The sequence below is a fragment of the uncultured Aquimarina sp. genome, assembly GCF_947492115.1.
Lineage (GTDB): Bacteria > Bacteroidota > Bacteroidia > Flavobacteriales > Flavobacteriaceae > Aquimarina.
In genome coordinates this window covers 1,092,415-1,117,925 of sequence record NZ_CANLMM010000001.1, presented here as the reverse complement: position 1 = coordinate 1,117,925, position 25,511 = coordinate 1,092,415, and the positions used below count along the sequence as shown (strand labels likewise).

General features: G+C 32.5%; 23 protein-coding genes. 10 read left to right on the top strand and 13 right to left on the bottom strand.

The annotated features are described in order from the left end of the window. Nucleotides 1–14: 14 nt before the first annotated feature. Nucleotides 15–611, bottom strand: a complete 597-nt coding sequence (locus Q1A73_RS04990) for a TetR/AcrR family transcriptional regulator (RefSeq protein ID WP_299602384.1) — start codon at nt 609–611, stop codon at nt 15–17. 230 nt (nt 612–841) lie between these two features. Between Q1A73_RS04990 and Q1A73_RS04985 the strand changes: the two genes are divergently transcribed. After that, nucleotides 842–2,803 (top strand): endonuclease, encoded by a 1,962-nt coding sequence (locus Q1A73_RS04985; RefSeq protein WP_366141420.1) that lies wholly within the window; start codon nt 842–844, stop codon nt 2,801–2,803. 2 nt (nt 2,804–2,805) lie between these two features. Here the strand turns inward: Q1A73_RS04985 and Q1A73_RS04980 are convergent, their stop codons facing one another. Both Q1A73_RS04980 and clpB read right to left on the bottom strand, forming a co-directional pair. Then, on the bottom strand, nt 2,806–3,456 hold the full coding sequence (locus Q1A73_RS04980; RefSeq protein ID WP_299602382.1) for a hypothetical protein: 651 nt from the start codon (nt 3,454–3,456) through the stop codon (nt 2,806–2,808). A gap of 211 nt (nt 3,457–3,667) precedes the next feature. Further along, entirely contained in the window at nt 3,668–6,268 is a 2,601-nt protein-coding gene (gene clpB, locus Q1A73_RS04975) for an ATP-dependent chaperone ClpB (protein ID WP_299602380.1), read from the bottom strand. Between the two features lie 357 nt (nt 6,269–6,625). Here clpB and Q1A73_RS04970 point away from each other — a divergent pair, with 357 nt between their 5' ends. The 3 genes from Q1A73_RS04970 to Q1A73_RS04960 all read left to right on the top strand — a co-directional run bounded on the left by Q1A73_RS04970 (nt 6,626) and on the right by Q1A73_RS04960 (nt 10,521). Continuing rightward, nucleotides 6,626–9,316: a carbohydrate-binding protein gene (locus Q1A73_RS04970; protein ID WP_299602378.1), complete on the top strand. Its 2,691-nt coding sequence runs from the start codon at nt 6,626–6,628 to the stop codon at nt 9,314–9,316. Between the two features lie 122 nt (nt 9,317–9,438). Next, nucleotides 9,439–9,834: a bacillithiol system redox-active protein YtxJ gene (gene ytxJ, locus Q1A73_RS04965; RefSeq protein WP_299602376.1), complete on the top strand. Its 396-nt coding sequence runs from the start codon at nt 9,439–9,441 to the stop codon at nt 9,832–9,834. A 33-nt stretch (nt 9,835–9,867) separates the two neighbouring features. After that, a complete protein-coding gene (locus tag Q1A73_RS04960; protein ID WP_299602373.1) occupies nt 9,868–10,521 on the top strand; it encodes a hypothetical protein in 654 nt (217 codons plus the stop codon). On the opposite strand, the gene Q1A73_RS04955 is transcribed toward Q1A73_RS04960, so the two are convergent. Continuing rightward, complete coding sequence (locus Q1A73_RS04955) at nt 10,518–11,705, bottom strand: hypothetical protein (protein ID WP_299602371.1); 1,188 nt, start codon at nt 11,703–11,705, stop codon at nt 10,518–10,520. The genes Q1A73_RS04960 and Q1A73_RS04955 overlap by 4 nt on opposite strands. Before the next feature lie 103 nt (nt 11,706–11,808). Continuing rightward, on the bottom strand, nt 11,809–13,089 hold the full coding sequence (gene fahA / locus Q1A73_RS04950; RefSeq protein WP_299602367.1) for a fumarylacetoacetase: 1,281 nt from the start codon (nt 13,087–13,089) through the stop codon (nt 11,809–11,811). Nucleotides 13,090–13,292: 203 nt separating this feature from the next. Between fahA and glyA the strand changes: the two genes are divergently transcribed. The 3 genes from glyA (at nt 13,293) to Q1A73_RS04935 (ending at nt 15,782) form a co-directional block, all read left to right on the top strand. Further along, nucleotides 13,293–14,567 carry a serine hydroxymethyltransferase gene (glyA, locus tag Q1A73_RS04945; protein WP_299602365.1) on the top strand — a complete coding sequence of 425 codons (1,275 nt, stop codon included), beginning with the start codon at nt 13,293–13,295 and terminating at the stop codon, nt 14,565–14,567. A 209-nt stretch (nt 14,568–14,776) separates the two neighbouring features. Further along, complete coding sequence (locus Q1A73_RS04940; RefSeq protein ID WP_299602360.1) at nt 14,777–15,313, top strand: GNAT family N-acetyltransferase; 537 nt, start codon at nt 14,777–14,779, stop codon at nt 15,311–15,313. A gap of 85 nt (nt 15,314–15,398) precedes the next feature. Next, nucleotides 15,399–15,782 carry a VOC family protein gene (locus Q1A73_RS04935; RefSeq protein ID WP_299602356.1) on the top strand — a complete coding sequence of 128 codons (384 nt, stop codon included), beginning with the start codon at nt 15,399–15,401 and terminating at the stop codon, nt 15,780–15,782. A 33-nt stretch (nt 15,783–15,815) separates the two neighbouring features. Here Q1A73_RS04935 and Q1A73_RS04930 read toward each other — a convergent pair whose 3' ends face one another. From Q1A73_RS04930 to Q1A73_RS04920, 3 genes are read right to left on the bottom strand one after another with little or no spacing between them, the layout of a single operon-like run. Then, nucleotides 15,816–16,421, bottom strand: a complete 606-nt coding sequence (locus Q1A73_RS04930; RefSeq protein ID WP_299602353.1) for a peroxidase-related enzyme — start codon at nt 16,419–16,421, stop codon at nt 15,816–15,818. A gap of 1 nt (nt 16,422) precedes the next feature. After that, nucleotides 16,423–16,941: a signal peptidase II gene (lspA, locus tag Q1A73_RS04925; RefSeq protein ID WP_299602350.1), complete on the bottom strand. Its 519-nt coding sequence runs from the start codon at nt 16,939–16,941 to the stop codon at nt 16,423–16,425. A gap of 53 nt (nt 16,942–16,994) precedes the next feature. Continuing rightward, nucleotides 16,995–17,537, bottom strand: coding sequence for a GNAT family N-acetyltransferase (locus tag Q1A73_RS04920; RefSeq protein ID WP_299602346.1), 543 nt, complete (start codon nt 17,535–17,537; stop codon nt 16,995–16,997). A gap of 226 nt (nt 17,538–17,763) precedes the next feature. Here Q1A73_RS04920 and Q1A73_RS04915 point away from each other — a divergent pair, with 226 nt between their 5' ends. After that, nucleotides 17,764–18,624 (top strand): CPBP family intramembrane glutamic endopeptidase, encoded by an 861-nt coding sequence (locus tag Q1A73_RS04915; RefSeq protein WP_299602344.1) that lies wholly within the window; start codon nt 17,764–17,766, stop codon nt 18,622–18,624. Nucleotides 18,625–18,696: 72 nt separating this feature from the next. Continuing rightward, a complete protein-coding gene (locus Q1A73_RS04910) occupies nt 18,697–19,566 on the top strand; it encodes a hypothetical protein (RefSeq protein ID WP_299602341.1) in 870 nt (289 codons plus the stop codon). A 9-nt stretch (nt 19,567–19,575) separates the two neighbouring features. Here Q1A73_RS04910 and Q1A73_RS04905 read toward each other — a convergent pair whose 3' ends face one another. Both Q1A73_RS04905 and Q1A73_RS04900 read right to left on the bottom strand, forming a co-directional pair. Continuing rightward, nucleotides 19,576–19,872: a hypothetical protein gene (locus tag Q1A73_RS04905; protein ID WP_299602338.1), complete on the bottom strand. Its 297-nt coding sequence runs from the start codon at nt 19,870–19,872 to the stop codon at nt 19,576–19,578. Nucleotides 19,873–19,894: 22 nt separating this feature from the next. Beyond that, a complete protein-coding gene (locus Q1A73_RS04900; protein WP_299602335.1) occupies nt 19,895–21,448 on the bottom strand; it encodes a hypothetical protein in 1,554 nt (517 codons plus the stop codon). A gap of 218 nt (nt 21,449–21,666) precedes the next feature. On the opposite strand from Q1A73_RS04900, the gene lpdA reads away from it, so the two are divergent. After that, on the top strand, nt 21,667–23,073 hold the full coding sequence (gene lpdA / locus Q1A73_RS04895) for a dihydrolipoyl dehydrogenase (RefSeq protein WP_299602333.1): 1,407 nt from the start codon (nt 21,667–21,669) through the stop codon (nt 23,071–23,073). A 57-nt stretch (nt 23,074–23,130) separates the two neighbouring features. On the opposite strand, the gene Q1A73_RS04890 is transcribed toward lpdA, so the two are convergent. From Q1A73_RS04890 to Q1A73_RS04880, 3 genes are all read right to left on the bottom strand, one after another. Continuing rightward, nucleotides 23,131–23,592: a hypothetical protein gene (locus Q1A73_RS04890; protein WP_299602331.1), complete on the bottom strand. Its 462-nt coding sequence runs from the start codon at nt 23,590–23,592 to the stop codon at nt 23,131–23,133. A gap of 100 nt (nt 23,593–23,692) precedes the next feature. Beyond that, nucleotides 23,693–24,403: a LytTR family DNA-binding domain-containing protein gene (locus tag Q1A73_RS04885; protein ID WP_299602329.1), complete on the bottom strand. Its 711-nt coding sequence runs from the start codon at nt 24,401–24,403 to the stop codon at nt 23,693–23,695. Beyond that, entirely contained in the window at nt 24,393–25,469 is a 1,077-nt protein-coding gene (locus tag Q1A73_RS04880; protein WP_299602326.1) for a histidine kinase, read from the bottom strand. Before Q1A73_RS04880 ends, Q1A73_RS04885 begins: the two co-directional genes overlap by 11 nt. Nucleotides 25,470–25,511 lie beyond the last annotated feature (42 nt).

Sequence of the window (25,511 nt, the reverse complement as noted above, 5' to 3'; positions counted from 1 at the left end):
GTTTAAAAAAATATTTAGAGATTCAATTCGGATTGAATCATTGTATCTATTTGATCCATAGTTTGTAATAAGTAACTATTATCTTCCATAGTATGTGTCATAAATATGGCGCCAATAATCATAGTGTATAATCGTTTGGCATATAATTGAGAGTCTATATTGGGTTTTATTTCCTGTAATTCCTTTCCTTGATCAATTAGTAATGCAAGATTATTTTGAATTTTGTTTATGGTGTATTGAACATAATTAAAAAGCGCTGAATTTTGGTGTTTAGCATCTACGCCCATATTTAATACTGGACATCCTCCTAATTCCTGACTGAAATTATAATAGTTTCTATAAAAATCGGAGATTAAAAAGAGTTTTTGGATTGGTGAGTTACTTAAAGATTGATGCTCCGTAATTCGTCTGAGCATACTTTTTACTGTCATGGTAAAAGCAGCGACGGCTAGTTCTTCTTTATTTTTGAAATTACCATAAATAGCTCCTTTGGTTAAACCTGTTGCTTTTGTAATATCACTAAGGCTTGTGGCTGCATATCCATTTTTATTAAAAATAGGCGCAACGGTCTCTATAATAAATTCAGTAGTTTTTTCAGCTTTAGTGTACATCAATATTTAATTACAGAATCAAATATAATGAATAATATACCAATTGGTATATTGTGTTTTTAATTTAACATATTATGCTTTTTTAGAACTCGAATTCTTTTCTAATTTTTTAATAATAAGATAATCTAATAAACTACTTATTATACGTATCTTGTTCTGCTATTATTTTATGAATATAATATATGGTAAGCTGCAGTAATATAGTAACTTATCATTAAAAAATTAAGTTTGTGAAACATCTTTATGTTACAATTTTTGTCTGTTTACTAATGGAATTGTCGTTTGGGCAATTAGTAATTAACGAATTAGATTCGGATACTCCTAGCACGGATACACAAGAATTTATCGAACTAAAATCGGATAATCCAAATTTCTCTCTAGACGGATTCGTTTTAGTTCTTTTTAATGGTTCAACGAGTGGAGGAGATTCTAGTTATTTTAGTTTAGATTTGGATGGTTTTACTACAGATGCAAATGGTGTTTTTTTAGTAGGTGGACCAGAAGTTTCACCAGTTCCTGATTTGATGTTATCCGAAAATACTATCCAAAACGGAGCGGATGCTGTGGCTGTTTATGTAGGAAATGGTACTGATTTTCCAGAAGGTACGTTGGCAACTACCAATAATTTAATTGATGCCTTAATTCATGATACGGACGATGCTGATGATATGGGACTAATGACCTTATTAGGACTTACCGAACAAATTAATGAAGACGAAAATAACAATAAAACTACGGAGTCGATTCAACGTAATGCAGATGGTACTTATACAGTAACTACCCCTACACCAGGAGCTCTTAATGATGGGAGTGGTATTCAGTTTAATAGAATATCCATCTCAACAAATGCGGAGAGTTATGATGAAGGAGACGTTATTGATATGGTTTTTACTACAGAAACAAATGCTACTAGCGATCTTACCTTTGAGGTTTCAATTACCAAAGGAAATTTTACAACTGATGATTATTCTGGGAGTACCTCGGTAACGATTCTTAACGGAACAAATACAACAACCAACTCTATACAATTGATAGATGATGTGGATGATGAAGGAGATGAGGTAATGAAAATTACATTTGGAACTATTCCAGATGATTTTAAACTTACTAATGACAATAAAGAACTCAGGATAGTTGATAATGATTTTGCTGTTGCTTCTTGGGGAACTCCTTTGAATCCTACATATGGTAATGTTACTACTACAGCGCCAGAAGATTATTATAATGCTATAGAAGGATTATCAGATGGAGTTTTGGTTCAGGGAATCCAGGATATTATAGCAGATCCTTCAGTCGTGAGAGCCCAAACGTACACGGACATTATCGATATTTTAAAAGAAGCTGATCAGAGTCCGTTAAATAGTAATCAAGTTTGGTTGTTGTATACAGAACAACAACGCCCTAAATTAGATTTTCAGTCTAGTGGAGGGAGTAATGTAGGAAAATGGAATCGAGAACATACATATCCAAGATCTAGAGGTGGTTTTAATAGCATAGAAGAAGATGATATAGCAGATGGTATAGATGTCTTTACAGTAACCAGACCAGATTCATTAAGACATGCTAATTCAGATGCCCATGGATTGAGAGCTACAGATGGTCCAGAGAATAGTTCTAGAGGAAATCAGGATTATGGAGAATATAGTGGCCCATCTGGAAATCAAGGAAGTTGGCAAGGAGATGTAGCACGTAGTATCTTTTTTCTTACCGTACGTTATAATGGATTAGATGTAGTGAGTGGTAATCCAGATAATTCTACTGTTGGTCAATTAGGTGATTTAACAACCTTATTGGATTGGCATCGTAATGATCCACCAGACGATTTTGAGATGAATAGAAATAATGTTATTTATACCTGGCAATTTAATCGCAATCCGTTCATAGATCAACCAGATCTGGTAGAGTATATTTGGGGTAACAATGTAGGGCAACCGTGGTCGAATACGTTATCAGTTTCAGAAAATATACAATCACAGTTTCTAATATATCCTAACCCAGCAAGAGATTATATAACATTCCAAACAAATGGAAGAGAAGGAAGGTTAGAGATTTTTGATACACTAGGTAAGATATTAATAACACAACCTATTGCAGAGAATACAAGGGTAAACCTCAATCTTTCTCCAGGCGTTTATTTTGCTAAAATGTATTATGATCAACAATCAGAAACTAAAAGAATTATAATTCATTAAAATTAGTTTCTACCAAGACTTCCATAAATAACATCATCTGATATTATTTTTGCAATACTTCTTGGTAGAGCACAAGTATCAACCATTTCTGTATTTTGAAAATCTAATAGGATGTTATATTTTTCAAGAATTCTGCCAGCTTCTTCGCAATTAGTATTTTTGTTTCTTACATAGTTGGTCTTAGGGTTTTTACTTCTATTACTCCTAGTTTCGAAATCTTTGAATTGACATTTAATAGGAAGTAAATTATAAAAGTAGAATCGTTCTTCTAAGTTGAGAACAACATCTATTTTTTTAACTTTTTTCTTTTTTGAGTGCTTATAGTCTTTATATCGGACCTTGTGTTTAGAGAATTCGAAAAATAATTCATTATCCCAAACATAGTATTCATCTTCATAAGAAACTCTCCCTTGGGTATACCGATGTACAATAAGTTTTAATTCCCTACTATTATAATAGAATGTAATGGAGCCTTTTTCCAGAGATTCTTCACAGGTATAATCGGTATAAAATTGTCTAAGTGTATTATTATCTACTAATTCTCTAATTAATGAATACTTGTTCTTAATATCAGCAAAAATTTCTTTCTTACTTTGAGCAAAAGTTAAAGTGCATGCGCAGAGGTAGATATATACAATTAAAGCTGGTTTCATCGATGGCAAGTTACTTAAAAGTTCATCTCACGTAAGAAAATTTTATCAACTATGTAAGAATGTATTTGTTAATAACTACGGTAAAACCGTAATATCAAGTGTTTTCATATAGATAGAGATGATCAAAAGTTTTTTAATAAAACGAGAAAAGGGCAAATTTTACTAAAATTTGCCCTTCATAAAGGTATATATTTAAAACAATTACAGTTTATTACATCACAAGATCTGTTTGATTTCGAAATACCAAATTGTTATCAAATTCATCCAATAATATAATACTATCGGTAGATACTTTTCCCGCAAGGATTTCTTTGGAAAGCGCATTCAACACTTCTTTTTGTATCGTTCTTTTTACAGGTCTTGCACCAAATTCTGGTTGGAACCCTTTTTTAGATAAAAAGTTAATCGCTTCTTCAGTAGCATCTAAGGTAATATTTTGTTGTGCCAACATTACTGAAACATTTTTTAGTTGCAATCTCACGATTTCTTGGATGTTTGCTTTAGTTAATGGAGTAAACATAATGATATCGTCAATTCTATTAAGAAATTCTGGACGTACAGCTTGTTTCAGTAGGCCTAATACTTCGATTTTAGCACTTTCCATTGCAGTGTCTATATCTTTGATAGCTTCAAACTTTTCCTGAATAATATGGCTTCCCATATTGCTGGTCATAATAATAATTGTATTTCTAAAATCAGCAGTTCTTCCTTTATTATCTGTTAAACGACCTTCATCTAGTACTTGTAATAAGATATTAAACGTATCTGGATGTGCTTTTTCAATTTCGTCTAACAGTACAACAGAGTATGGTTTTCTTCTTACTGCTTCTGTAAGTTGTCCTCCTTCATCATATCCTACATATCCAGGAGGTGCACCAACTAATCTGCTCACTGAATGTCGCTCCTGATATTCGCTCATATCAATTCGAGTCATGGCACTTTCATCATTAAATAAGTATTCTGCCAATGCCTTAGCAAGTTCGGTTTTACCAACTCCTGTGGTTCCTAAGAATAAGAAAGAACCAATTGGCTTTTTCTGATCTTGTAATCCTGCACGGCTTCGTCTAACAGCATCACTTACTGCCTGAATTGCTTCAGATTGCCCAACGACACGCTTTTGTAACTCTTTTTCTAAAACTAAAAGTTTTTCACGATCACTTTGTAACATTTTAGTTACAGGAATTCCGGTCCATTTGGCAACAACCTCTGCAATATCATCATTAGTAACTTCTTCTTTAATCAAAGAAGATTTATGTTGTTGTTGACTCAATTGTTCTTGTAATACTTCTAAATTTTCCTGAGCATCTTTAATTTTTCCATAGCGTAATTCTGCTACTTTTCCATAATCACCGTTACGTTCTGCCCGTTCTGCTTCAAGTTTATATTCTTCAATGGCAGTTTTAGTATTCTGAATAGCGTCTACAACTTCTTTTTCGCTTTGCCATTTGGAGAAAATCTCATTGCGTTCTTCTTTAAAGTTTGCTAAATCTGCATTTAAAGATTTTAGTTTTGAAGCATCATTTTCACGTTTAATCGCTTCAATTTCAATTTCTAATTGCATAATCTTTCGATCTAATACGTCTAGCTCTTCAGGTTTAGAATTGATTTCCATTCTAAGTTTAGAAGCAGCTTCATCCATCAGATCAATAGCTTTGTCTGGTAAAAAACGATTTGTTATATATCGTTGAGAAAGTTCTACCGCGGCAATAATTGCTTCATCTTTAATTCTTACTTTATGATGTGTTTCGTATTTTTCTTTGATTCCTCTAAGAATAGAGATAGCACTTTCTGTGTCGGGTTCATCAACTACAACCTTTTGGAAACGTCGTTCTAATGCTTTGTCTTTTTCAAAGTATTTTTGATACTCATCTAATGTAGTTGCTCCAATAGCTCTTAGTTCTCCTCTCGCTAATGCAGGTTTTAGAATATTTGCCGCGTCCATAGCACCTTGACCTCCGCCAGCACCCACTAGCGTATGTATTTCATCAATAAACAACACGATATTACCATCGCTGGCAGTAACTTCTTTAACAACTGCCTTTAATCGCTCTTCAAACTCTCCTTTGAACTTTGCACCAGCAATTAGTGCTCCCATATCTAAAGAATAAATTTGTTTATCCTTTAAGTTTTCTGGAATGTCTCCTGCTATAATCCTATGCGCTAATCCTTCTGCAATGGCCGTTTTTCCTGTTCCAGGTTCTCCTACCAGCATAGGGTTATTTTTTGTTCTTCTGGATAAGATTTGTAGAATTCTACGAATCTCTTCATCTCTTCCAATAACAGGATCTAGTTTACCATTTTCAGCTAATTCATTTAAGTTTTTAGCATATTTACTCAAGGATTGATAGGTTTCTTCTGCACTTTGTGAAGTAACTCGTTCTCCTTTTCTAATTTCATTAATCGCTTCTTTTAGATGCTTTTCGGTAACTCCTTGATCCTTTAAGATTTGACCAATCTTACTTTTAGATTTAAAAATAGCAATGATCAAATGTTCAATAGAAACGAATTCATCTTGCATCGATTTAGCAATAATACTAGCTTCATTAAGAGATTTTCCCGCTTCTCGAGATAATTGCATATCTCCTCCATTTACCTTTGGAAAACTTTCTAAAGTACTATCTAATACCTGTTGTAAAATAGTAATATTTACATTTAGTTTTTTTAACAAGAAAGGAAGCACATTTTCATCTACATTAAATATAGCTTTAAAGATGTGTTCGTTTTCTATTTGTTGATGACCATAACTCTGAGCAAGCTGTTGGGCTTGCTGTATAGCCTCTTGTGATTTTATAGTGAAATTATTGAAATTCATAGTGTATCTTTTTGTTTTGAACTAGCTAAAATCAAATAGCATTCCTTTGTTATACAAATGCCAAAATGTCGTGAAACCTCTTGTTTTTTGTGACGTTTTGTCTTTTTTGTGTTGTAGATTTGATTTGTTACTAGCAACCTTAAGATAATTAATTTATACAAATTCTATCGTAGTATCTAAGTATTTTATTTGTTATAGATAGATGATACTTTTTTAAATATTATTGATAAGTTGACATATTCTCAATCATTCCAAACGAATTCTAGTTTTACATAGTAACCCTTATGATAAGTGATATATTTTCAACCAAAATTGGAAAAAAAGAGGTCATTAGCCTCTAAAAAAACAACTAATCACATGGACGCTTTTAAACAAACACTCATAGTATGTATTGCTATGTTATTTTTATCTAATAGTACTGCGTATTCAAGAGATATTTATGTAGCTATGGATGGGGATGACGCTAATAATGGATCTATAGACAATCCTTACAAGACAATAACTAAAGCAGCATCTGTAGCTGTTGCTGGAGATATCGTATATATTAGAGAAGGTACTTATGAAGAGATACTCAAACCTTCGAATTCAGGTACTGCTGGAAATCCAATTGTATTTACATCATATCCTGGTGAAAAAGTGATTATTTCTGCAATGCAATCACTTAGCGGATGGTCCAATGATTCTGGAACTATTTATAAAACAACGATAAATTTTGATTCGTTGGGACAAGAAAATTTTGTGATGAATGGAAGCACAGCATTAGATCTTGCAAGATGGCCAAATAATACAGACGGAGAACCTTTTACACTCAATTCTTTGCGTAATGATGGTGGAAGTGGGCCAGATGTGGTAAATAATGCTTTTTTAACTTCATCACAAATCCCAAATATCGATTGGACTGGAGGTTCTGTATTTTTTTATGGTGATAAACCAGGATCTGGTTGGATTGCCTGGAAATCTTTTATTACATCAAGTTCAGCAGGAAGAGTAAATTTTAATCTAGACAAAAATCCAACATGGATTAGAACTTTTCATGCTCCTGGTGATTTTGGTGACTTTTATTTAGAAGGTGTAAAGGCAGCTCTTGATTATCAAAATGAATGGTGGTTTAACGAAAACACCAAGGAACTTTTTGTACAATTACCGAATGGGAATGCTCCACAAGACGGTATGGTGCGAATGAGAAAACGAAGATTAACTATAGATCTTAATGGTAGAAACTATATAGAAGTTAGAAATTTGGCTGTTTTTGGCGGAGCCATAGAGTTAAAGAACAATTCGAATAATAATGTGTTATTTGGAGTTTCTTCATTTTATGGTAATCATACACAAGGAATTTTCAGAGGATTTAATGCAGGAAAACCTAGCGTAGAGGTAAATGGTTCAAGAAATGTGATAGAAAAATGCGAGATAGCATTTAGCGCAGCTACTGGATTACGTTTGGGAGGACAGTTTAACGAAGTCCGTAACTCCTATATTCATGATTTTAATTATTTAGGATCTTATGATGCCCCTTTAGTTGCAAGAGGAGGAACTGATAATAAAATTTTGAACAATACTATTTTTAATGGAGGGCGAGATGGTATCAATTTTAATGGAAACCGATGCGAGATTGCCTATAACGATGTATATCGAAGTAATTTAATAGCAGATGATTGTGCAACCTTTTACACCGTTGGTGGACCACAAAACACAGAAATACACCATAATTGGTTTCATGATACTGCTTCTCGCGGATCTAAAAATAAAGCAGCAGGGATTTATTTAGATAATGATGCAGAAGCTTTTTCTGTACATCATAATGTGGTTTGGAATACAGAATGGACAGGTGTTCAAATCAATTGGGATGGAAAAGATATAGATGTTTTTAATAATACCTTTTATAACAACTCTGATGAGATGGGAGCTTGGCATAAAGAAGGAACATCGTTTACCAATGTGAAGGTATGGAATAATTTGGGCTTTAAAGGAGAATGGGAACCACAGTCAGATAAACAAAATAATATAGTCGTCAATTCGGATTCTTATATAAGTATTGCCAATGGAAATTTCAACTTAAGTCAGGGATCTGCTGCCATAGATGCAGGAAGAGTAATCAATGGTATTACCGATGGATTTAATGGAGCTAATCCAGATGCTGGAGCATATGAGTTTAATGGTGATAATTGGGTTGCAGGAATTGATTGGGATATCACTCTGGGGCCAAATGGATTAGGATGTTATGGTTTACCAGGAGAAAATGAAAACTGTGTTCAAAATTGTACTAATCCCACTAATTGGTATGCGGATACAGATAATGATGGTTTAGGAGATAATACTGATGTTGTTTCTGCATGTACACAACCAACAGGATATGTATCTAATGCTGATGATGATTGTCCTGTAGATGAACTTAATACATGTACAATTTTACATACTATTCCTGGAATCATTGAAGCTGAAGAATATACGACAGCTCAAGGTATACAGAGGGAAACTACAAGTGATACTGGTGGAGGCATGAATATTGGCTATATAGAAAATGGTGATTATACCACATATCAATCTTTTGTTGAAACTGATGGAACTTACGAAGTGTCTTTTAGAATAGCATCCAATTCTCAAGGAGGAACTATTAATATTTTGAATGATCAAACAGTAATAGGTTCCGTAGATGTTTCGAATACTGGAGGATGGCAAAGCTGGAATACAATTAGTACTTCTGTTAATCTTATCTCTGGTAATCAAAATATTCGATTTTCTTATAGTGGAGGGAACGGATTTTTATTTAACATCAATAGTATTGAGTTTTCTACTTCTGCTTTATCTGTAGGTGATTTTGATTTACAAGATGTGGTTATATTCCCTAACCCTGCAAAAACTTCAATATCGTTAATAGGTTTAAGAAAAGAACACGAGTTTAAAATTACAGACCTAACCGGAAGGGTAGTGAAGAAAGTAAAACTTTCTAATAAGATTACACAGGTTGATGTTTCCGAGCTTAGCAATGGCTTATATATACTTACAGAAAATAAGACTAAAGCAGTTTTAAAATTTATAAAATCATAGAATCCTTGATTGTATATTTGTTTTATTGGTATAGCGAGTTCTTAGGAACTCGCTATTTTTTTGGAATAGAAATCTAGCCGTAATTTTTAGTATTTTTGCACGACTTAATAAATAAAAATTGCATGGGATTATTCGGAAAAATATTTGGGTCAGAAGACAAAGAACCTAAAGAAGAAAAACAAGCCTTACCTTGGCAAGAATTGAAATCTTTGGAGCAATTAGATACAATTGCAGAAGCTTCAAAGAGTAAAACGCAAGCTATTTTTAAACATTCTACCCGTTGTGGGATTAGTAGAATGGTGATTAAAAATTTTGAAAGTAGTTTTGATGTTTCTGAAAATCAGGTAGACTTATATTATTTAGATTTATTAAATCACAGAGATATCTCATCCGAAATTGCGGCTAAATTTCAGGTGTATCATGAGTCTCCACAGTTTATCGTAATTAGAAATGGAGAAACAGTGCATCATGCTTCGCATAGCGCTATAGATGCTCAGGTATTGCATCAGTTTGTGTAGAGTATATCGATTACAAGTTAGCACTATTATTAAATGAAAATGGAAGTTGATCATATATTTATATTTTCTGATAATAATGGAAAAGAAGCAGACGATTTACTCAATTTTGGTTTCATAGAAGGTAGTAGTCGAGTTCATCCAGGGCAAGGCACTACAAATCGTAAGTTTTATTTCGAAAATTTCTTTCTTGAGGTTTTATGGGTTATCAATGAAAAAGAAATTCAAAATGATATTACTTCGCCAACGACGCTTTGGGAGCGTTCTCAATTTACTAAAAATGGTTACTCACGATATGGATTATGCTTGGTAAATTCGGAAGCTACAGATCAACTTTTTGAAAACAGCGAGGTGTATCAACCAGATTATTTCCCGAAAGGGATGTCGATAGACATCATCTCTAACAACGAAAATCCAGTGTTACCGTGGACTTTTAGGCTTCCTTACAGAAATGAAAAGAAGGCTAATAATGAACCTAAAATTCATTTAAACAGAATCAAATCATTAACTCAAGTTGAATTTGAAGTTAATACTATAGAAAAATATAAAGAGTTCACTAATTATTTTAGTGAGCTCTCAAATATATCGTTCATAAAGAGTAATCGATCTCATCTAACTCTTGAATTTGATAATCAAAAACAGGGAAATAACAAAGTTTTTTCTGAGTTAGGACTTACGATAAAGTATTAATTAAATCGATACCTAGTTATAATACTTTTTAGTTTATTCTTTAAGTCTTGACCAGAATCGTATACCATCTGTTCGTTAGTTGGGAATTGTACAGCTTGTAAGCCTAAATATCTAATTAAGTCATCATCTAAAGCACGTTTATCGCCATTATAATTAGCATAAATATGTTCAAAAACATAGGTGCTAGATAAAGGAAAAGCATCTAATAATTGTTTGGTGTTAAGATTACGATATTGAACGTTTCCGACCACTTGAGCCTCTTTAAACTGCATAAATTCATAATATTCGCATCTTACAGTAACCATTTTGTCGACCTTAATTTTCTTTCCATCTTCATCCAAAACGAAATCATCATTTTCATCTAATAGATATTCCCAACCATCTTTTATTAATTTTTCTCGTTCTAGTTGTCTTTCTCTAATCTGTTCTGGAGAGATATTTATTTCCCTAAAGGACACTTCCATTAAATAATCATAATTTATAGAACGTTGTGGTTCATTATGGTATACAGTCCATAAATCGTTTAATCCATATGTACTGAAATTTAATAAGTCATTTTCTAAACGCCTTGGGATGATCACATTGGTGTTGTTTTTCAAACTTACTTTTACAAAATCAGTTCCTTTAAAATGAGCTTCTTCAATTAAATCATTGGTGTTTTTATAGTTTGGATTAATTTTATTTAGATACACCAAATCATCATATACTTTGCGATAATCGCTTTTTCTTCTTGCTTTGGATAACAGGGATTTTGCACTATCATACAGATAGGTTGATAATTGTTCTTTTGTATTCAGAATTTCATCATCGTAATTATCAAAAGTAAAATTTGCATTACGCCCTTGTTCTACGTGGAATAGAGGTAATAACGGTCTAATTCTTTCTTGTCTGGTTTTAAGGGTGTTATAAGAGTTGTAAATACGTTCTAGATTAGCAGGATTTCCTTCTTTTTCCATAAAAGCGATCGCATTCATATCTCTATCTACAGCTTTGGCAAAAGCTTCTTCTAGGATAAGAATATAATCTTGCTTCCCTTTTTTGTGTTTATTAGTTCTTAATTTACTTACTGAAGTATTGATGGCTTGATCGTAGTTACCAGTATTTAATGCAGTAACCGTCTTTTTTTTACCACCACAGGAATATAAAGCAATAGTGATTAAAAATACAAGTAGTTTTCTTTTCATAATATCATGCGTTTGGGGGACACTTATTCAATTTTGATGCCAAAAGTTAACAAAAAAACCTCAAAGTCACTCTTTGAGGTTTTTATTTAAGAATTGTTGATCTTTATTTTTTAAATATTGGTAACAGTTTGGTAGACACTTCTCCAAATCCTATTCGAACACCATCTTTTTCACAATGCCCTCTCATAATTACGGTATCGTTATCTTCAATAAATTTACGACTTCCTCCTTCATCCAGTTGAACCGGTTTTTCTCCACGCCAACTAAGTTCTAACATAGATCCGAAAGAATCCGGAGTAGGACCGGAGATCGTTCCACTACCCATCATATCTCCAGAATTTACAGGACATCCATTAATTGTATGATGTGCTAGCTGTTGAGACATGTTCCAATACATATGTTTGAAATTACTTCTACAAACAACAGTTTCTTTTGCTTTTTCTGGTTGTATGGCTACCTCTAGATGAATATCAAAACTTTTATCGCCTTCATATTGTAAATAAGGAAGCTGCTCTTTGATAGGTTTTGGCCCTGCAACACGATAAGGTTCTAGTGCATCTAGTGTTACAATCCATGGAGAAATAGAGGAAGCAAAGTTTTTTGCTAAAAATGGTCCTAACGGAACATATTCCCATTTCTGAATATCTCTGGCACTCCAATCATTAAATAAAACTAAACCAAAAATATAATCCTCAGCTTCTTCAATAGGTATAGGTTCTCCTAGTAAATTGGCATCTGTAGTAATAAACGCCATCTCTAATTCAAAATCCACCAATCTAGATGGTCCAAAAATAGGTTTTTCGGTCCCATTTATAAGTTTTTGCCCTTGTGGTCTATGCACAGGAATTCCTGAAGGTATGATAGAACTACTACGACCATGATATCCTACTGGGATATGTAGCCAATTAGGTAATAACGCATTATCTGGATCCCTAAACATGGTTCCTACGTTAGTAGCATGCTCAATACTACTATAGAAATCTGTATAATCACCAACGGTAACTGGCAACTGCATTTCAATTTCATCTAGTGTAAAGAGCACAATTTTGCAATGTTCTTTATTCTTTTTTAGTGCATTATTTTTTGCATCAAAAATTTCAGCAATTCGATTGCGTACTAGTCTCCAGGTTTTTTTACCATCGGATATAAAATCATTCAAAGAATCTTGTAAAAAAATATCGTCGGTTAGAGGAATTCCTTCAAAATAACCTAGTTGATGCAAAGCACCAAGATCTATAGCAGTATCTCCAATTCTGGTTCCTATAGTAATGACGTCATCTCTGGTAAGGAATACGCCAAAAGGAATGTTTTGAATCGGAAAATCGGTATTTGTAGGAGTATCGATCCAGGTTTTTCTATTTGGGTTATTTGCTGTTAAGGGCATTATTTTTCTTTTAATAAGTGTTGGTACTTCTTATGATCAAATATATAATAATAGAACGTTTTATATATTTTATTTCTGTGAAAGTTAACTAAAAAATGTGATATTTTTAATTGTGAAGAAAATGTTGAAATTTATTGTTATTCCATAGATTTATTTTATGGAATGTTCCTATTTTTGAAGATCTATTTTATAAACAATACAACATGCAACGCGACGAGCAGATTTTTGATTTAATTCAAGACGAAAAAGAGCGCCAGATCAACGGATTGGAATTGATCGCTTCAGAAAATTTTGTAAGTGAACAGGTTATGGAAGCAGCCGGTTCAGTTTTAACTAATAAATATGCAGAAGGATATCCTGGTAAGAGATATTACGGAGGATGTTCTGTGGTAGATGTGGTGGAGCAAATCGCTATCGATCGTGCTAAAGAATTGTTCGGAGCAGAATATGCTAACGTACAACCACATTCAGGATCACAAGCAAATACCGCAGTATACCATGCTTGTCTTAAACCAGGAGATAAAATTTTAGGATTTGACCTTTCTCATGGAGGACATTTAACACATGGATCTCCGGTAAACTTTTCTGGTAAACTATACAATCCAGTTTTTTATGGTGTAGAGAAGGAGACAGGTAGATTGAATTATGATAAAATTCAGGAAATTGCTACAGCAGAAAAGCCTCAATTAATTATTGCAGGAGCATCTGCTTATTCTAGAGAGATCGATTACAAAAGATTTAGAGAAATTGCTGATAGTGTAGGAGCAATTTTGTTAGCAGATATAGCGCATCCTGCTGGTTTAATCGCCAAAGGGGTTATCGCAGATCCAGTACCTCATTGTCACGTTGTAACAACAACAACTCATAAAACATTAAGAGGACCAAGAGGAGGACTGATCATAATGGGTAAAGATTTTGAAAATCCATTCGGTATTACCCTTAAAAGTGGTAAAAAGCGAATGATGTCTTCTTTATTAGATAGTGCTGTTTTTCCTGGAAATCAAGGAGGACCGTTAGAGCATATTATTGCTGCAAAGGCAATAGCTTTTGGAGAAGCATTAACAGATGAGTTTTTACATTACATTATTCAGGTAAAGAAAAATGCAGCCACCATGGCAGATGCATTTGTAAAGAAAGGATACGAAGTGATTTCTGAAGGTACAGATAACCATATGATGTTAATCGACCTTAGAAATAAAGGGGTTACTGGTAAAGAGGCAGAAGAGGCTTTAGGAGTAGCAGAAATTACGGTAAATAAAAACATGGTACCGTTTGATGATAAATCTCCGTTTGTAACCTCTGGTATTCGTATTGGAGTTGCTGCAGTAACAACACGTGGATTAAAAGAAGATGATATGTTGGCAATTGTAGAGCTAATAGATCGTGTCATTAACAACGTAGAAAATGAAGAAGAGCTGCATAATATTGCAAATGATGTAAATGCAATGATGGCAGACAAACCTTTGTTTGTAGTATAATCATTGACATAAAATAACTGTATTCGAAAAGCGTAACCCAAGGTTACGCTTTTTTTGTTTATTAATGTAGCGTATAAAGCTTCTTAAAAACAACATTAAATAATTTAGTATGATAAAATTATAATTAATAAATTGAGTAAGAATAAGTTTTAGAGCATAATAGATGATTCAAACTAAGTGTTGAAAGGATTCAATGTAAAGTATATCAAATGAAAATACACGTAGAAACTGACAGATTCTTCTTAAGAGAACTTGAGACATATGATGATAAAGGAATGTTTGAACTAGATTCTGATCCTGATGTTCATGAGTTTTTGGGTAAACGACCTATAAAAACCATAGAAGAGGCACAAAAAGTTATTGATATGATAAGAGCTCAGTATATCGACAATGGAATAGGCAGATGGGCAGTGATAGATAAGAAAACGAATGATTTTATAGGCTGGTCTGGTCTAAAATATGAGAAAGAATTACGAAAGGAATTTAATTATTACGATATAGGGTATCGACTTATAAAAAAATATTGGGGAAACGGAATCGCCACAGAAACGGCGATAGCTTCATTAAAGTATGGATTCGAAAAATTAAATCTTGAAGAAATTAGTGCAGCAGCAGAAATCCAACATATCGCGTCTAATACAGTCCTAAAAAAAGTGGGATTACAGTTTGTGGAGACTTTTGAATATGATAATGAAATACTCAACTTCTATACGCTAAAAAAATCTGACTGGTTGAAATCGCAATGACATTACTTGTTAATAATTGATTAAATCTATAAACAAAAAAAGGTGAATATTGTAATTTTAGGATACAACTAAAACCTTTTTTATAATGAGATTAAATGCTGGTATTTTAACAACTAAATTAAAAGAGACCAAGGAGTTTTACATTAAAGCATTGGGGTTTGCTGTAAAATTTGAAAATGATTTTTATCTTCTTCTCAAAACACCTAATGCTAGGGATACTTTAAGTTTTCTTTTACCCAATCATCCGACACAGCAGCCATTTTTTCATAAACCTTTTATGGGACAAGGTATGTATCTAACAATCGAAGTGGATGATTTAGATCAGTTATATGAAGAGATGAAAACAAAAGATATAGCTATTAAAGTTGGATTAAGAGATGAACCTTGGGGAGAAAGACACTTTGCTATCGAAGATCCAAATGGAATAGGAATCGATATTGTAAAATATAGGGAACCTCTTGAGAACTGATATTTATCCACAATCAGCCTAGTTGATGTTTTTTTAAGAGTGTCCCCAGTTATCTGGATCGTTAGAATCATTTGGAGATAATCCTATGATATCTCCATCAGTATTTACTCCAAGTCCGACAACTGTACGATTTACATAATTAAAATAACTTACCACTTGATTGATTTCTAAAATCTCTCCATCCGTTAAATTATGATCTCTCAACGAATCAATATCCATTTTTGTAATAGTATGATGGGATAAGGTCAATTTTTTAGCATACTGCATTCCTTCAAGGTATTTTGTATCAAAATAAGAAGCTGCGTCATCTTTCTGAATACAATTGGCGATTTGTTCGAATTTTAGATCATCAGCAAGTAAACGCTTTAATCCCGCGCTATGATGTGCGACACAATAATCACATTGATTTAAAAAACTTACATAGACACCTAGCGTTTCTAAATACCATTTTGGTAATGTATTATTAGAATTATGCAATACATTTTTATATAATCCCATATGACCCACTAAAGTATGAGGTCTTAGGCTATGAATGGATAAGACATTATCGACATTATTATTTGGTCCTTTAACTCGTTCATAAAGTCGTTTTAGCTGTCCTTTCGCATTTTCGAAAGTGATTTCCTGTATCCAAGCCATATTAATTCGTAGTTTCTCTAAAGAAAGTATCTTTCTTGGTAATCAAAGCAGTGATTAAAATAATGAAGGAACCCAACATAATAGAAACATCAGCCATATTAAAAATCTCAGTTTTTATAATTCCTATATCCATGATCATAAAATCAGTAACCGAACCATGAACAATGCGATCATAAAGATTTCCAATTCCGCCTCCAATAATAAAAGTAAAACCTACAATAGTTTCTTTAGAGTAATTAGTTTTTATAATAAGAAGTCTAAGTAAAAATAGTAGTACTAGAATTGGTAATATTTGTAATAAAATAATTTTTAGAACTGGAGCAAGATCTGATCCTAAACTATAAGCAGCACCAGTGTTTTCTACTTTGGTTAATACAAAGTTGTCATCAAAAAGGTGTATTTTTTCATCCTTTTCAATAGTTTGTCTTACTACAGTTTTTGAAATCTGATCACAACTAACGTTAAGCAACACTAGCGAAAAAATTACTAGAATTCGGATTTTATTGGTTATGTTTTTCATATAAATAAATAACGATATAAAGTCCTAAATGTAGCAAAGAAATATGGGATATATTAGTTTCTAATGTTTTTATGGTAGAGAGCACATGTTTTTAACCTTACATCACCTAATAATTTAGGGTGATCAAAAACTTTTAGATGTTTCATTCCTATCTTTTCCATTACAGCTATAGAATTTTCATTTATCTCAGGTGCTATAGAATAAATATCTTCTAATTTTAAATGTTCATAGGCATATGCTAAACACGCTTTTGCACCTTCTGTTGCTAATCCTTTTCTCCAAGTTGATTTTTTTAATCTCCATCCAATATCTACAAAAGTTCCTAACTCTTCAAGATACGATTGTTCACTAAGTCCAATAAAACCAATTAACTCTTTGCTTTCTAATAAGTCTACTGCAAAATAGCAAAAGCTAGTGCGTTCATAATGTTGTTGCATTCGAAGAATAAAATCTTTGGTTTGATCCAATGTAGGTTTATATGGGAAAAATTCCATAACATCGTCGTCATTATTAACCTCTGTATGCAAGATGTCTAAGTCTTCTATGGACCAATTACGAAAGCCAAGTCGCTCTGATGTAAATAAATAAGATTTCAAAAGTTTGAATTTTGATGATTTTTACTTTTCGTTTTGTAAAGATGGATAAAGAAGGGAAAGTTACATATATTTAAAAAACCTTAAAATAATTTTGAAACCATTTCTAGAAAACCATAAAACTATGGTTTATAAGAATTTGAAGTTCTATGAATAAGAGACAGTCCTTTTTTTTTAAGCACAAATAAAGCGGAATAATAATTGATAAAAAGATAAGAAACTTACAGCCATGATAAAATTAGAAAAAAGTGTTTGGATATACCTTATCCTCTTATTGTTAGCCACATATTTAGTACAAATGTTTATTATTCTTAATGGAGGACAAGAGTATGAGTTTTTTCAACCTTTTATGGTTCTAGCTATGTTCATTCCATGTATTGGGACCATCATTTATCTGGTAAAAAATAAGGTTGGTTTAAAATATATTGATTGGAAACTTCGTACATTTTGGTATCTTCTATTAAGTTTACTTGTTCCTATAATTATTACGTTACTTGGTAGATTAGTATTTGAAAATATTGGTTGGGGAATTAATCATGAATACCTAATTAATGATAATAAGGTTATTAATATAGATTTGTCCTTGCTTTTAGGAAATGAAGATCAAAGTATTTCTTTTTTCTGGGCTAACTTTTTCATTACAATGCTTGTTGTTAATTTAGTTGCCAGTTTACTAGCATTTGGGGAAGAAGTTGGTTGGAGAGGTTTTTTACAAAAGAAATTATTAGAGCAAAACAGTTTGCTAAAATCAATTATCTTTTTAGGATTGGTTTGGGGTTTTTGGCACTTACCAATCGTTTTAGATGGATTTAATTATCCAGAATATCCAATTTTGGGGGCTTTTATTTTTCTTCCTATAAATACAGTGTTTGTATCAAGTTTTTTAGCGCTATTGACAATTAAATCTAAAAGTATTTGGCCAGCGGTTTTTGCTCATGGAGGTGTTAATGGTGTTTTAACATTGTTATTCGAAATGGATTTTGGAGAATATAAACTACAAGCCAATTTTGGTATATTATGTATTTGGATGGTAGTTGGAGTTATATCTTATATGATTGTTCGTAAAGGATATACAAAGGAAAATGTATAGTTTATGTTTGTTAAGGATAACGCAATGAGAGCAATACTATTTCTTATTTGTTTGATATGCATACAATTCTTTATGAGTGCTCAAAGCACCGAAAAATTGATCTTAAAGGATGCGGTACAAGGAAATGAAAAGCTAACTAGTGTATCTCTAGATTGTGAAGAGTTAGATTTGTTTTCAGAATCTATAGATGGGTTAACGACACTAGAATCATTATATCTTAAGGATTGTAATTTAGAAAAGATTCCTAATGAGGTACTAAGGTTGTCAAAATTGAAACTTCTTAATGTAGAAGGCAATAAATTAACTTCTTTACCACCAGAGTTTGGTAAAATGAACCAATTAACAGTATTAAATGTGAGAGGTAATGATTTTAATGAAATACCGAATGTTTTGAGCGAATTGCCGAATCTAAGAGAGATTGATTTGGCTAAAAATCCAAATTTAGATATTTTACAAGCCAGCAAAGTATTAACCCAAATAGAAAAGTTAGACTTTTTGTATTTGAGTGAAAACAATCTTAAGGAATTACCAGAAGAATTCTCTAAGTGTAATGTGTTACAAGAGCTACATCTTAATAATAATCCAGAGCTTGATTTGGATCAAGTATTTTCTATAGTTGAACAAATAAAATCATTAAAGATTTTGGTTTTATCTAATAATGAAATTGCTGAAATCCCCAGAAACATTAGTAAACTAAACTATATAGAAGGGCTGGTTCTGGATGCTAATCCAAAACTTCAGCTTTCCAATCTTATAGCTGCAGTAGATTCTTTACAAAGTTTAAAAGTACTTCTATTACGAAATAACAACTTTCAATTTATGCCTCAAAATTTAAAAGGTCTTACTGGGTTAAAAGTTTTAGAACTTAGTAAAAACAACTTTTCTGAAAATGAAAAAGAAAGAATAAAAGAACAGTTACCGAATACAAAAGTAATTTTTTAATCTCCTTTTTTATGTAAGTATCCCACTAAGCAAGATGCTTACTGTAGCTGTTATTCCGATGATAGAGCCACCAAATATACTTAGCACTATTTTTTTGGTTGATTTACTATTTTTAAGAAATACCTTGTAAATAAATAACTGACCTAAGAAAATCGGAATGGCATAGATTCCAAATATCACCAAAACGAAAGGTTCCTCTATCCAATTAAAATTGTAATTACCTTCATCTATAAAAAATAGGAAAAGTGTTATTAAGAGAGCATTGGTTCCTAAGATAAAAAGTTCATTATTTTTGGATATCGTCATAGTAAAAAAGAAGTATGGTTATTTAATTTTCTTCCATTTCGAAAATAATACTTTCATAAGCGCCAATATCTGGAGCGGTCATATCTCTAGGTGTACCTAAAATATCAGTACCCATAGTTGGAGTAGAGGCCTGTCCGTTTGCAGCGGAATCATCACCAATATTCAACTCATTCTCAAAAGGAGCTTTAAAACTAGGATCTTCATTCAAAATAACATTATTAAACAAACTATTATCAGTGAAATCGTATAAGGCATTGTCAGAAAATTGACCATTGAAATCATTAAAACGTATAAGAGAATTTCCAAAATTATAATTAAAGGTTGTCCCTTCAGCTCTGGTAATTCCAAGTTCTAGGTTTTCATTTCCATATACGATACAGTTAGTAAAATTAGCTTCAACAAGATTTTCTGCTAAAATTTCTGTAATATTTCCATCATCATCTCTCACTACAAATATGTTGTCTATAGCCAATGCAGGTGTATCTCTAAAACTTACATTCCAATAGTTCGCAAATGTACAATGGTTAAAATTATAAGTACCTCCGAATGAAGCATACATAGCATGTATCCCTGCGTTATTGATGACCAAATTTTCACCTCTGATATTGGCTGTTCTTCCTAAAATTCCGAAAGCAGAGTGGTTATAAATTTGAGAATTGGTAATAGTTAATGTAGGATCAGGGCCTCCGTCGTTAGAATCCATAATTATTCCAGCGGCTCCGTTTTTTATCGTAGCATGATTGATGACATGTCCTGTACTACCAGCAGTAAGCCATATAAAAGCCCATTGACCAGGAATCTCACTAAATCCAGGTTCTAATCGATCACTTTCAAAGATCACTTCATTTTCTAATAACTCTGGATTCGAACTTACTTCGCCATTAACTATAAGTGTAGAGTTGTTTGCAGCAATAATCCCTGATTGATCATGAAAATGAATTCTTGCTCCAGCATCTATAGTTAACGTTCTATCAGGTGGAATGGCCGCAAAACCATAGATTACATAAGGTTTCTCGTTGGTAAAATTGAGCTCATCATCTTCCAAGAAGAACCCTTCAATACTATCACCTTCATTGCCAATAGGAAGCTGTTCTACCATTCCATCATCATCTCTAGAGGGGAATAGAAATACAGCATCTTTTACTAGCGTTACTAAATCCACATCTTGCTGACTACCTGTAGGATCAAATAAAATTCGATCTGTATATAAAAATTCTAAATCACCTGTTTGTTGTGTAATATCAGTCGTAGTCTCTACAAATACGAAAATACTATCCTTAGCCAATACTTGAATATCTTGAAAAGATTTTCCTGGTATTCCATCTACGTTTAATCGATAATTAGAACTTTCTCCTCTCTCTAATGCTATACTTGGAATTGTAAAATCATCATTAGTTCTATTGTATACCTTAAAACTATAGGTACTCGAACCAATATTGGTAAAAACAGTATCTAAAAATAAGGTGTCTGTTGAAAACTGCAGATTACCAGTGCTCGGACCAGACTCAAAATCTTTACGACAAGAACTCCATAAAACTATAAGAACAAGGAGGAGAAGAGAAGATAAATATCGCATTATTAACTAGCTATTTTGTTTAAATATATCCAAAAAGCTTTTAAAAAATAGTATGATTTTTAGAAAAGCTAATCGACGTGTTAAATGTATAACTTTTTAACCACTACTAATATTGCTTTCATAATAAAAATTTGATAAGATCTTCACTTCTGTAAGAAGCAAAACATTTGTACATTTGTTATTCTAAAAATTTTATAAGACAATATAAAAATCTCTTTATGAGTACATATGATGTAGCCGTGATCGGCTCCGGACCTGGTGGATATGTAGCAGCAATACGTTGTGCACAACTGGGTATGAAAACTGCAATAATAGAAAAATATTCAACACTTGGTGGAACTTGTCTTAATGTAGGATGTATTCCTAGTAAAGCATTACTAGATTCGTCACATCATTATGAGCATGCAATAAAGCATTTTGCAGATCATGGGATTGAAATTCCGGGAGATGTAAAGATTAACTTAGAAAAAATGATTGCCCGCAAGCAAGCTGTAGTTGATCAGACAACAGGAGGAGTTGATTTTTTAATGAAGAAAAATAAAATTGATGTTTATGAGGGGATTGGTTCTTTTAAAGACGCTACTCATATAAACGTTACAAAAAATGATGACTCTGTAGAAACTATAGAAGCAAAACAGACGATCATTGCTACAGGATCAAAACCTTCTACCTTACCTTTTATTACTATTGATAAAAAGCGTGTAATTACTTCTACAGAAGCATTGAAACTTAAAGAAGTTCCTAAACACCTTGTAATTATTGGTGGAGGTGTTATTGGTTTAGAGCTAGGGCAGGTGTACCGTCGCTTAGGAGCTGAGGTTTCTGTAGTAGAATATATGGATAGAATTATTCCAGGAATGGATAAGGCTTTATCCAGAGAGTTACAGAAAGTTCTTAAGAAACAAGGGGTTAAATTTTATACTTCGCATAAGGTAACAGGAGTAAAGGCAACAGCGAAACAGGTGACTATTACTGCGGATGACAAAAAAGGAAATCCAATAGAGTTTAAAGGAGACTATTGTTTAGTTTCTGTAGGGAGACGTCCATATACAGATGGATTAAACGCTGAAGCAGCAGGAGTTAAACTAAATGATAGAGGACAAGTAGAAGTAAATGATCATTTACAAACATCAGCTAGTAATATTTATGCAATTGGTGATGTAATAAAAGGAGCGATGTTAGCACATAAAGCCGAAGAAGAAGGTGTCTTTGTTGCAGAAACACTAGCAGGTCAGAAACCGCATATTGATTACAATCTTATCCCTGGTGTAGTTTATACTTGGCCTGAGGTTGCGGCTGTAGGTAAAACAGAAGAAGAATTAAAAGAAGCTGGGATTGCTTATAAATCTGGTCAGTTTCCATTTAGAGCGCTAGGAAGAGCTCGTGCTAGTGCGGATCTTGATGGGTTTGTGAAGATTTTGGCAGATGAGAAAACAGATGAGGTACTAGGTGTTCATATGGTAGGAGCACGTTGTGCAGATCTTATTGCAGAAGCTGTAACTGCTATGGAATTTAGGGCATCTGCAGAAGATATTTCTAGAATGTCTCATGCACATCCAACATTTACCGAAGCTATCAAAGAGGCTGCATTAGCTGCTACAGATAATAGAGCTTTACACGTGTAAAAGTTTAAGGATATACATAAAAAAGCGAGCTCAGTGCTCGCTTTTTTGTTTTACCTTTTAGTTCGCATTACTGCCAATATTTGCTGTGGCAACTACCGGACCATCAGTTCCGTTTAAACGAATAAGAATGTGCCCATCAAATGTTATTAATTTATCATATGAAATTGGGTTTTCTGGATCCCATTCTTCATTTTGATATAAACCATTAACGTAAGTATTACTATAGCCTTCAGAATCAAATTGCTCTAATGGTATGATAATCTCTCCTTCTTCAGAAACAGAGTTTGTATATACATTGGTAAAATAAGAATCTGATTCATTAGATCCTTCTAAGAAAATGGTAATTGCACTTTCTGCATTAACAGCACCGACTTCTCTTATCATTACTACTCCTGAGATACCAGAATTGTTAACTTCTGTAAATGTATATTGTTTGTTGCGGAACGAATCATCATCATCTTTATTACAAGAGGTAAATAGAGGAATTACGGTTAGTAGCATTAATAATAGTTTTCTCATTTCTAAAAGTTTTAAAGTTTTCTAAATGACATTTTCCCCTAAAAAATGTTGCAAAAGAAAGAATAGATAATCTCAAAAGAGTAATCTTCTTTAGTTAGAATTAGATGTTTTCTAACCTATTTAAAACTTGAGTTTTGTAATTTCTACTGATAGGAATTGATTTATTACTGAGTACCAATTCTTCATTAGAAAAAGAATCAATTTTTTTGATTGCAATGATAAAAGATCTATGGGTTCTCATAAATTGTTGCACAGGTAACCTTGCTTCAATATTACTGATAGTTTCTCTGGTTACTATAGTGGCATTATCACAATGAATTTTTAGATAATCATTATAACTTTCTACATAAATAATTTCCGAAAAATCTATTTTTTTCATCCTTCTATCTGACCTAACAAACATAAAATCATTTGATTGAATCTCTTCAGTAGTAGTATTGGAAACTTTGTGATGTATTTCAAAATAATTATCCACTGCGTTTAGTAACCTTTCAAAAGAAATTGGTTTTAAAAGATAATCTACAGCATGTAGATCAAAACCGTCAATAGCATATTCTCGATATGCGGTAGTAAAAATTATTTTAATTTCTTTATTAATCGATTTGGCAAAGGATATTCCAGATATTTCAGGCATATTGATATCTAAAAAAATCAAATCTATTTTATTAGCATTAATACAATTAAAAGCTTCTAAGGCACTAGCACAAACAGCAACCACATCTATGAGATCGATTTTTTCTAAATGGCTAGCAATAATATCTCTTGCTGTAGGTTCATCATCGACAATGATGCAAGATATTTTAGGATTCATAAGCTGTAGTGTTTTTAGTATTTAGATATAATTTTACAATATGCCAATTCTTGTTTTCAGTAATTTCTAAAGAATGATGCTCTTTATATGCTAATGCTAATCGTTTTTTGATATTACTTAATCCTATTCCTTTATGATCGCCACTATTGCCTGGAAGGGTTGAATTTTTTATAGAAAAATAAATCTCATGATCTTTACATGTTAAACTCATATGAATGGATAGTTTTTGATCGATAATTTGTCCATGCTTAAAACTATTTTCTACAAAAGGAATAAACAGCATAGGTGCTACCTGAATGTTGGTATTAATATCTTGAAAATCTGTTGAAATATCTAATACATCTCTAAAACGCATTTTTTCCAATGTAACATAATCTTCTATATGGTTTATCTCATCCTGCAATTGTACTAGAGGTTTATCGGATTGATAGAGTAGATAATCCAAAAGGTTTGATAATTTTAGAATCATCTCTGGAGTATCCTCAGATTTTTTTAAAGCAAAGCCATATAAGGTATTTAATGTATTAAATAAAAAGTGTGGATGAATCTGCATTTTTAGATAGTTCAGTTCCTGTTCTTTCAGTTTTAACTGAGCCTCCAAAATTTTGTTTTTTAGTGCCTGATTCGCTGTGGTTGATTTATAATTGTGTTGAGCCAGATTTAATGCACTGGCAATGAAAACAACAAAATATACAGCCACAAACAGAAAAAATGGACTTCTTGTCATTGGAGCCATTCCTTCATATTTTAGTGAGGATAAAAAGATAAGACCATAAAAGAAGGAGATAACGATAAAAAAAGCTGATACGATTAAAGTATAAATACAATAAAGTAGGAATAGTGCATATCGCTCTTTTATTAAATATTGTGGAATTAAAATATCTGTTACTGTATACGTAGTTCCTATGGTAACAGGCATAAGAAATAACGAAAAAGAAAATACGTAATTGATATCCTCTGTATTGTAACCAAAAAAATAGGTATACCCAAACAGTACTACTGTCCAAAATATGGAATGTAGTAATATGGTAGCTAGTTTTTTTAGAATCGTATCTTTAGAAATCATATTTAAGTACAATATCAGTATTTTTTATCTTTCAAGTAGTAT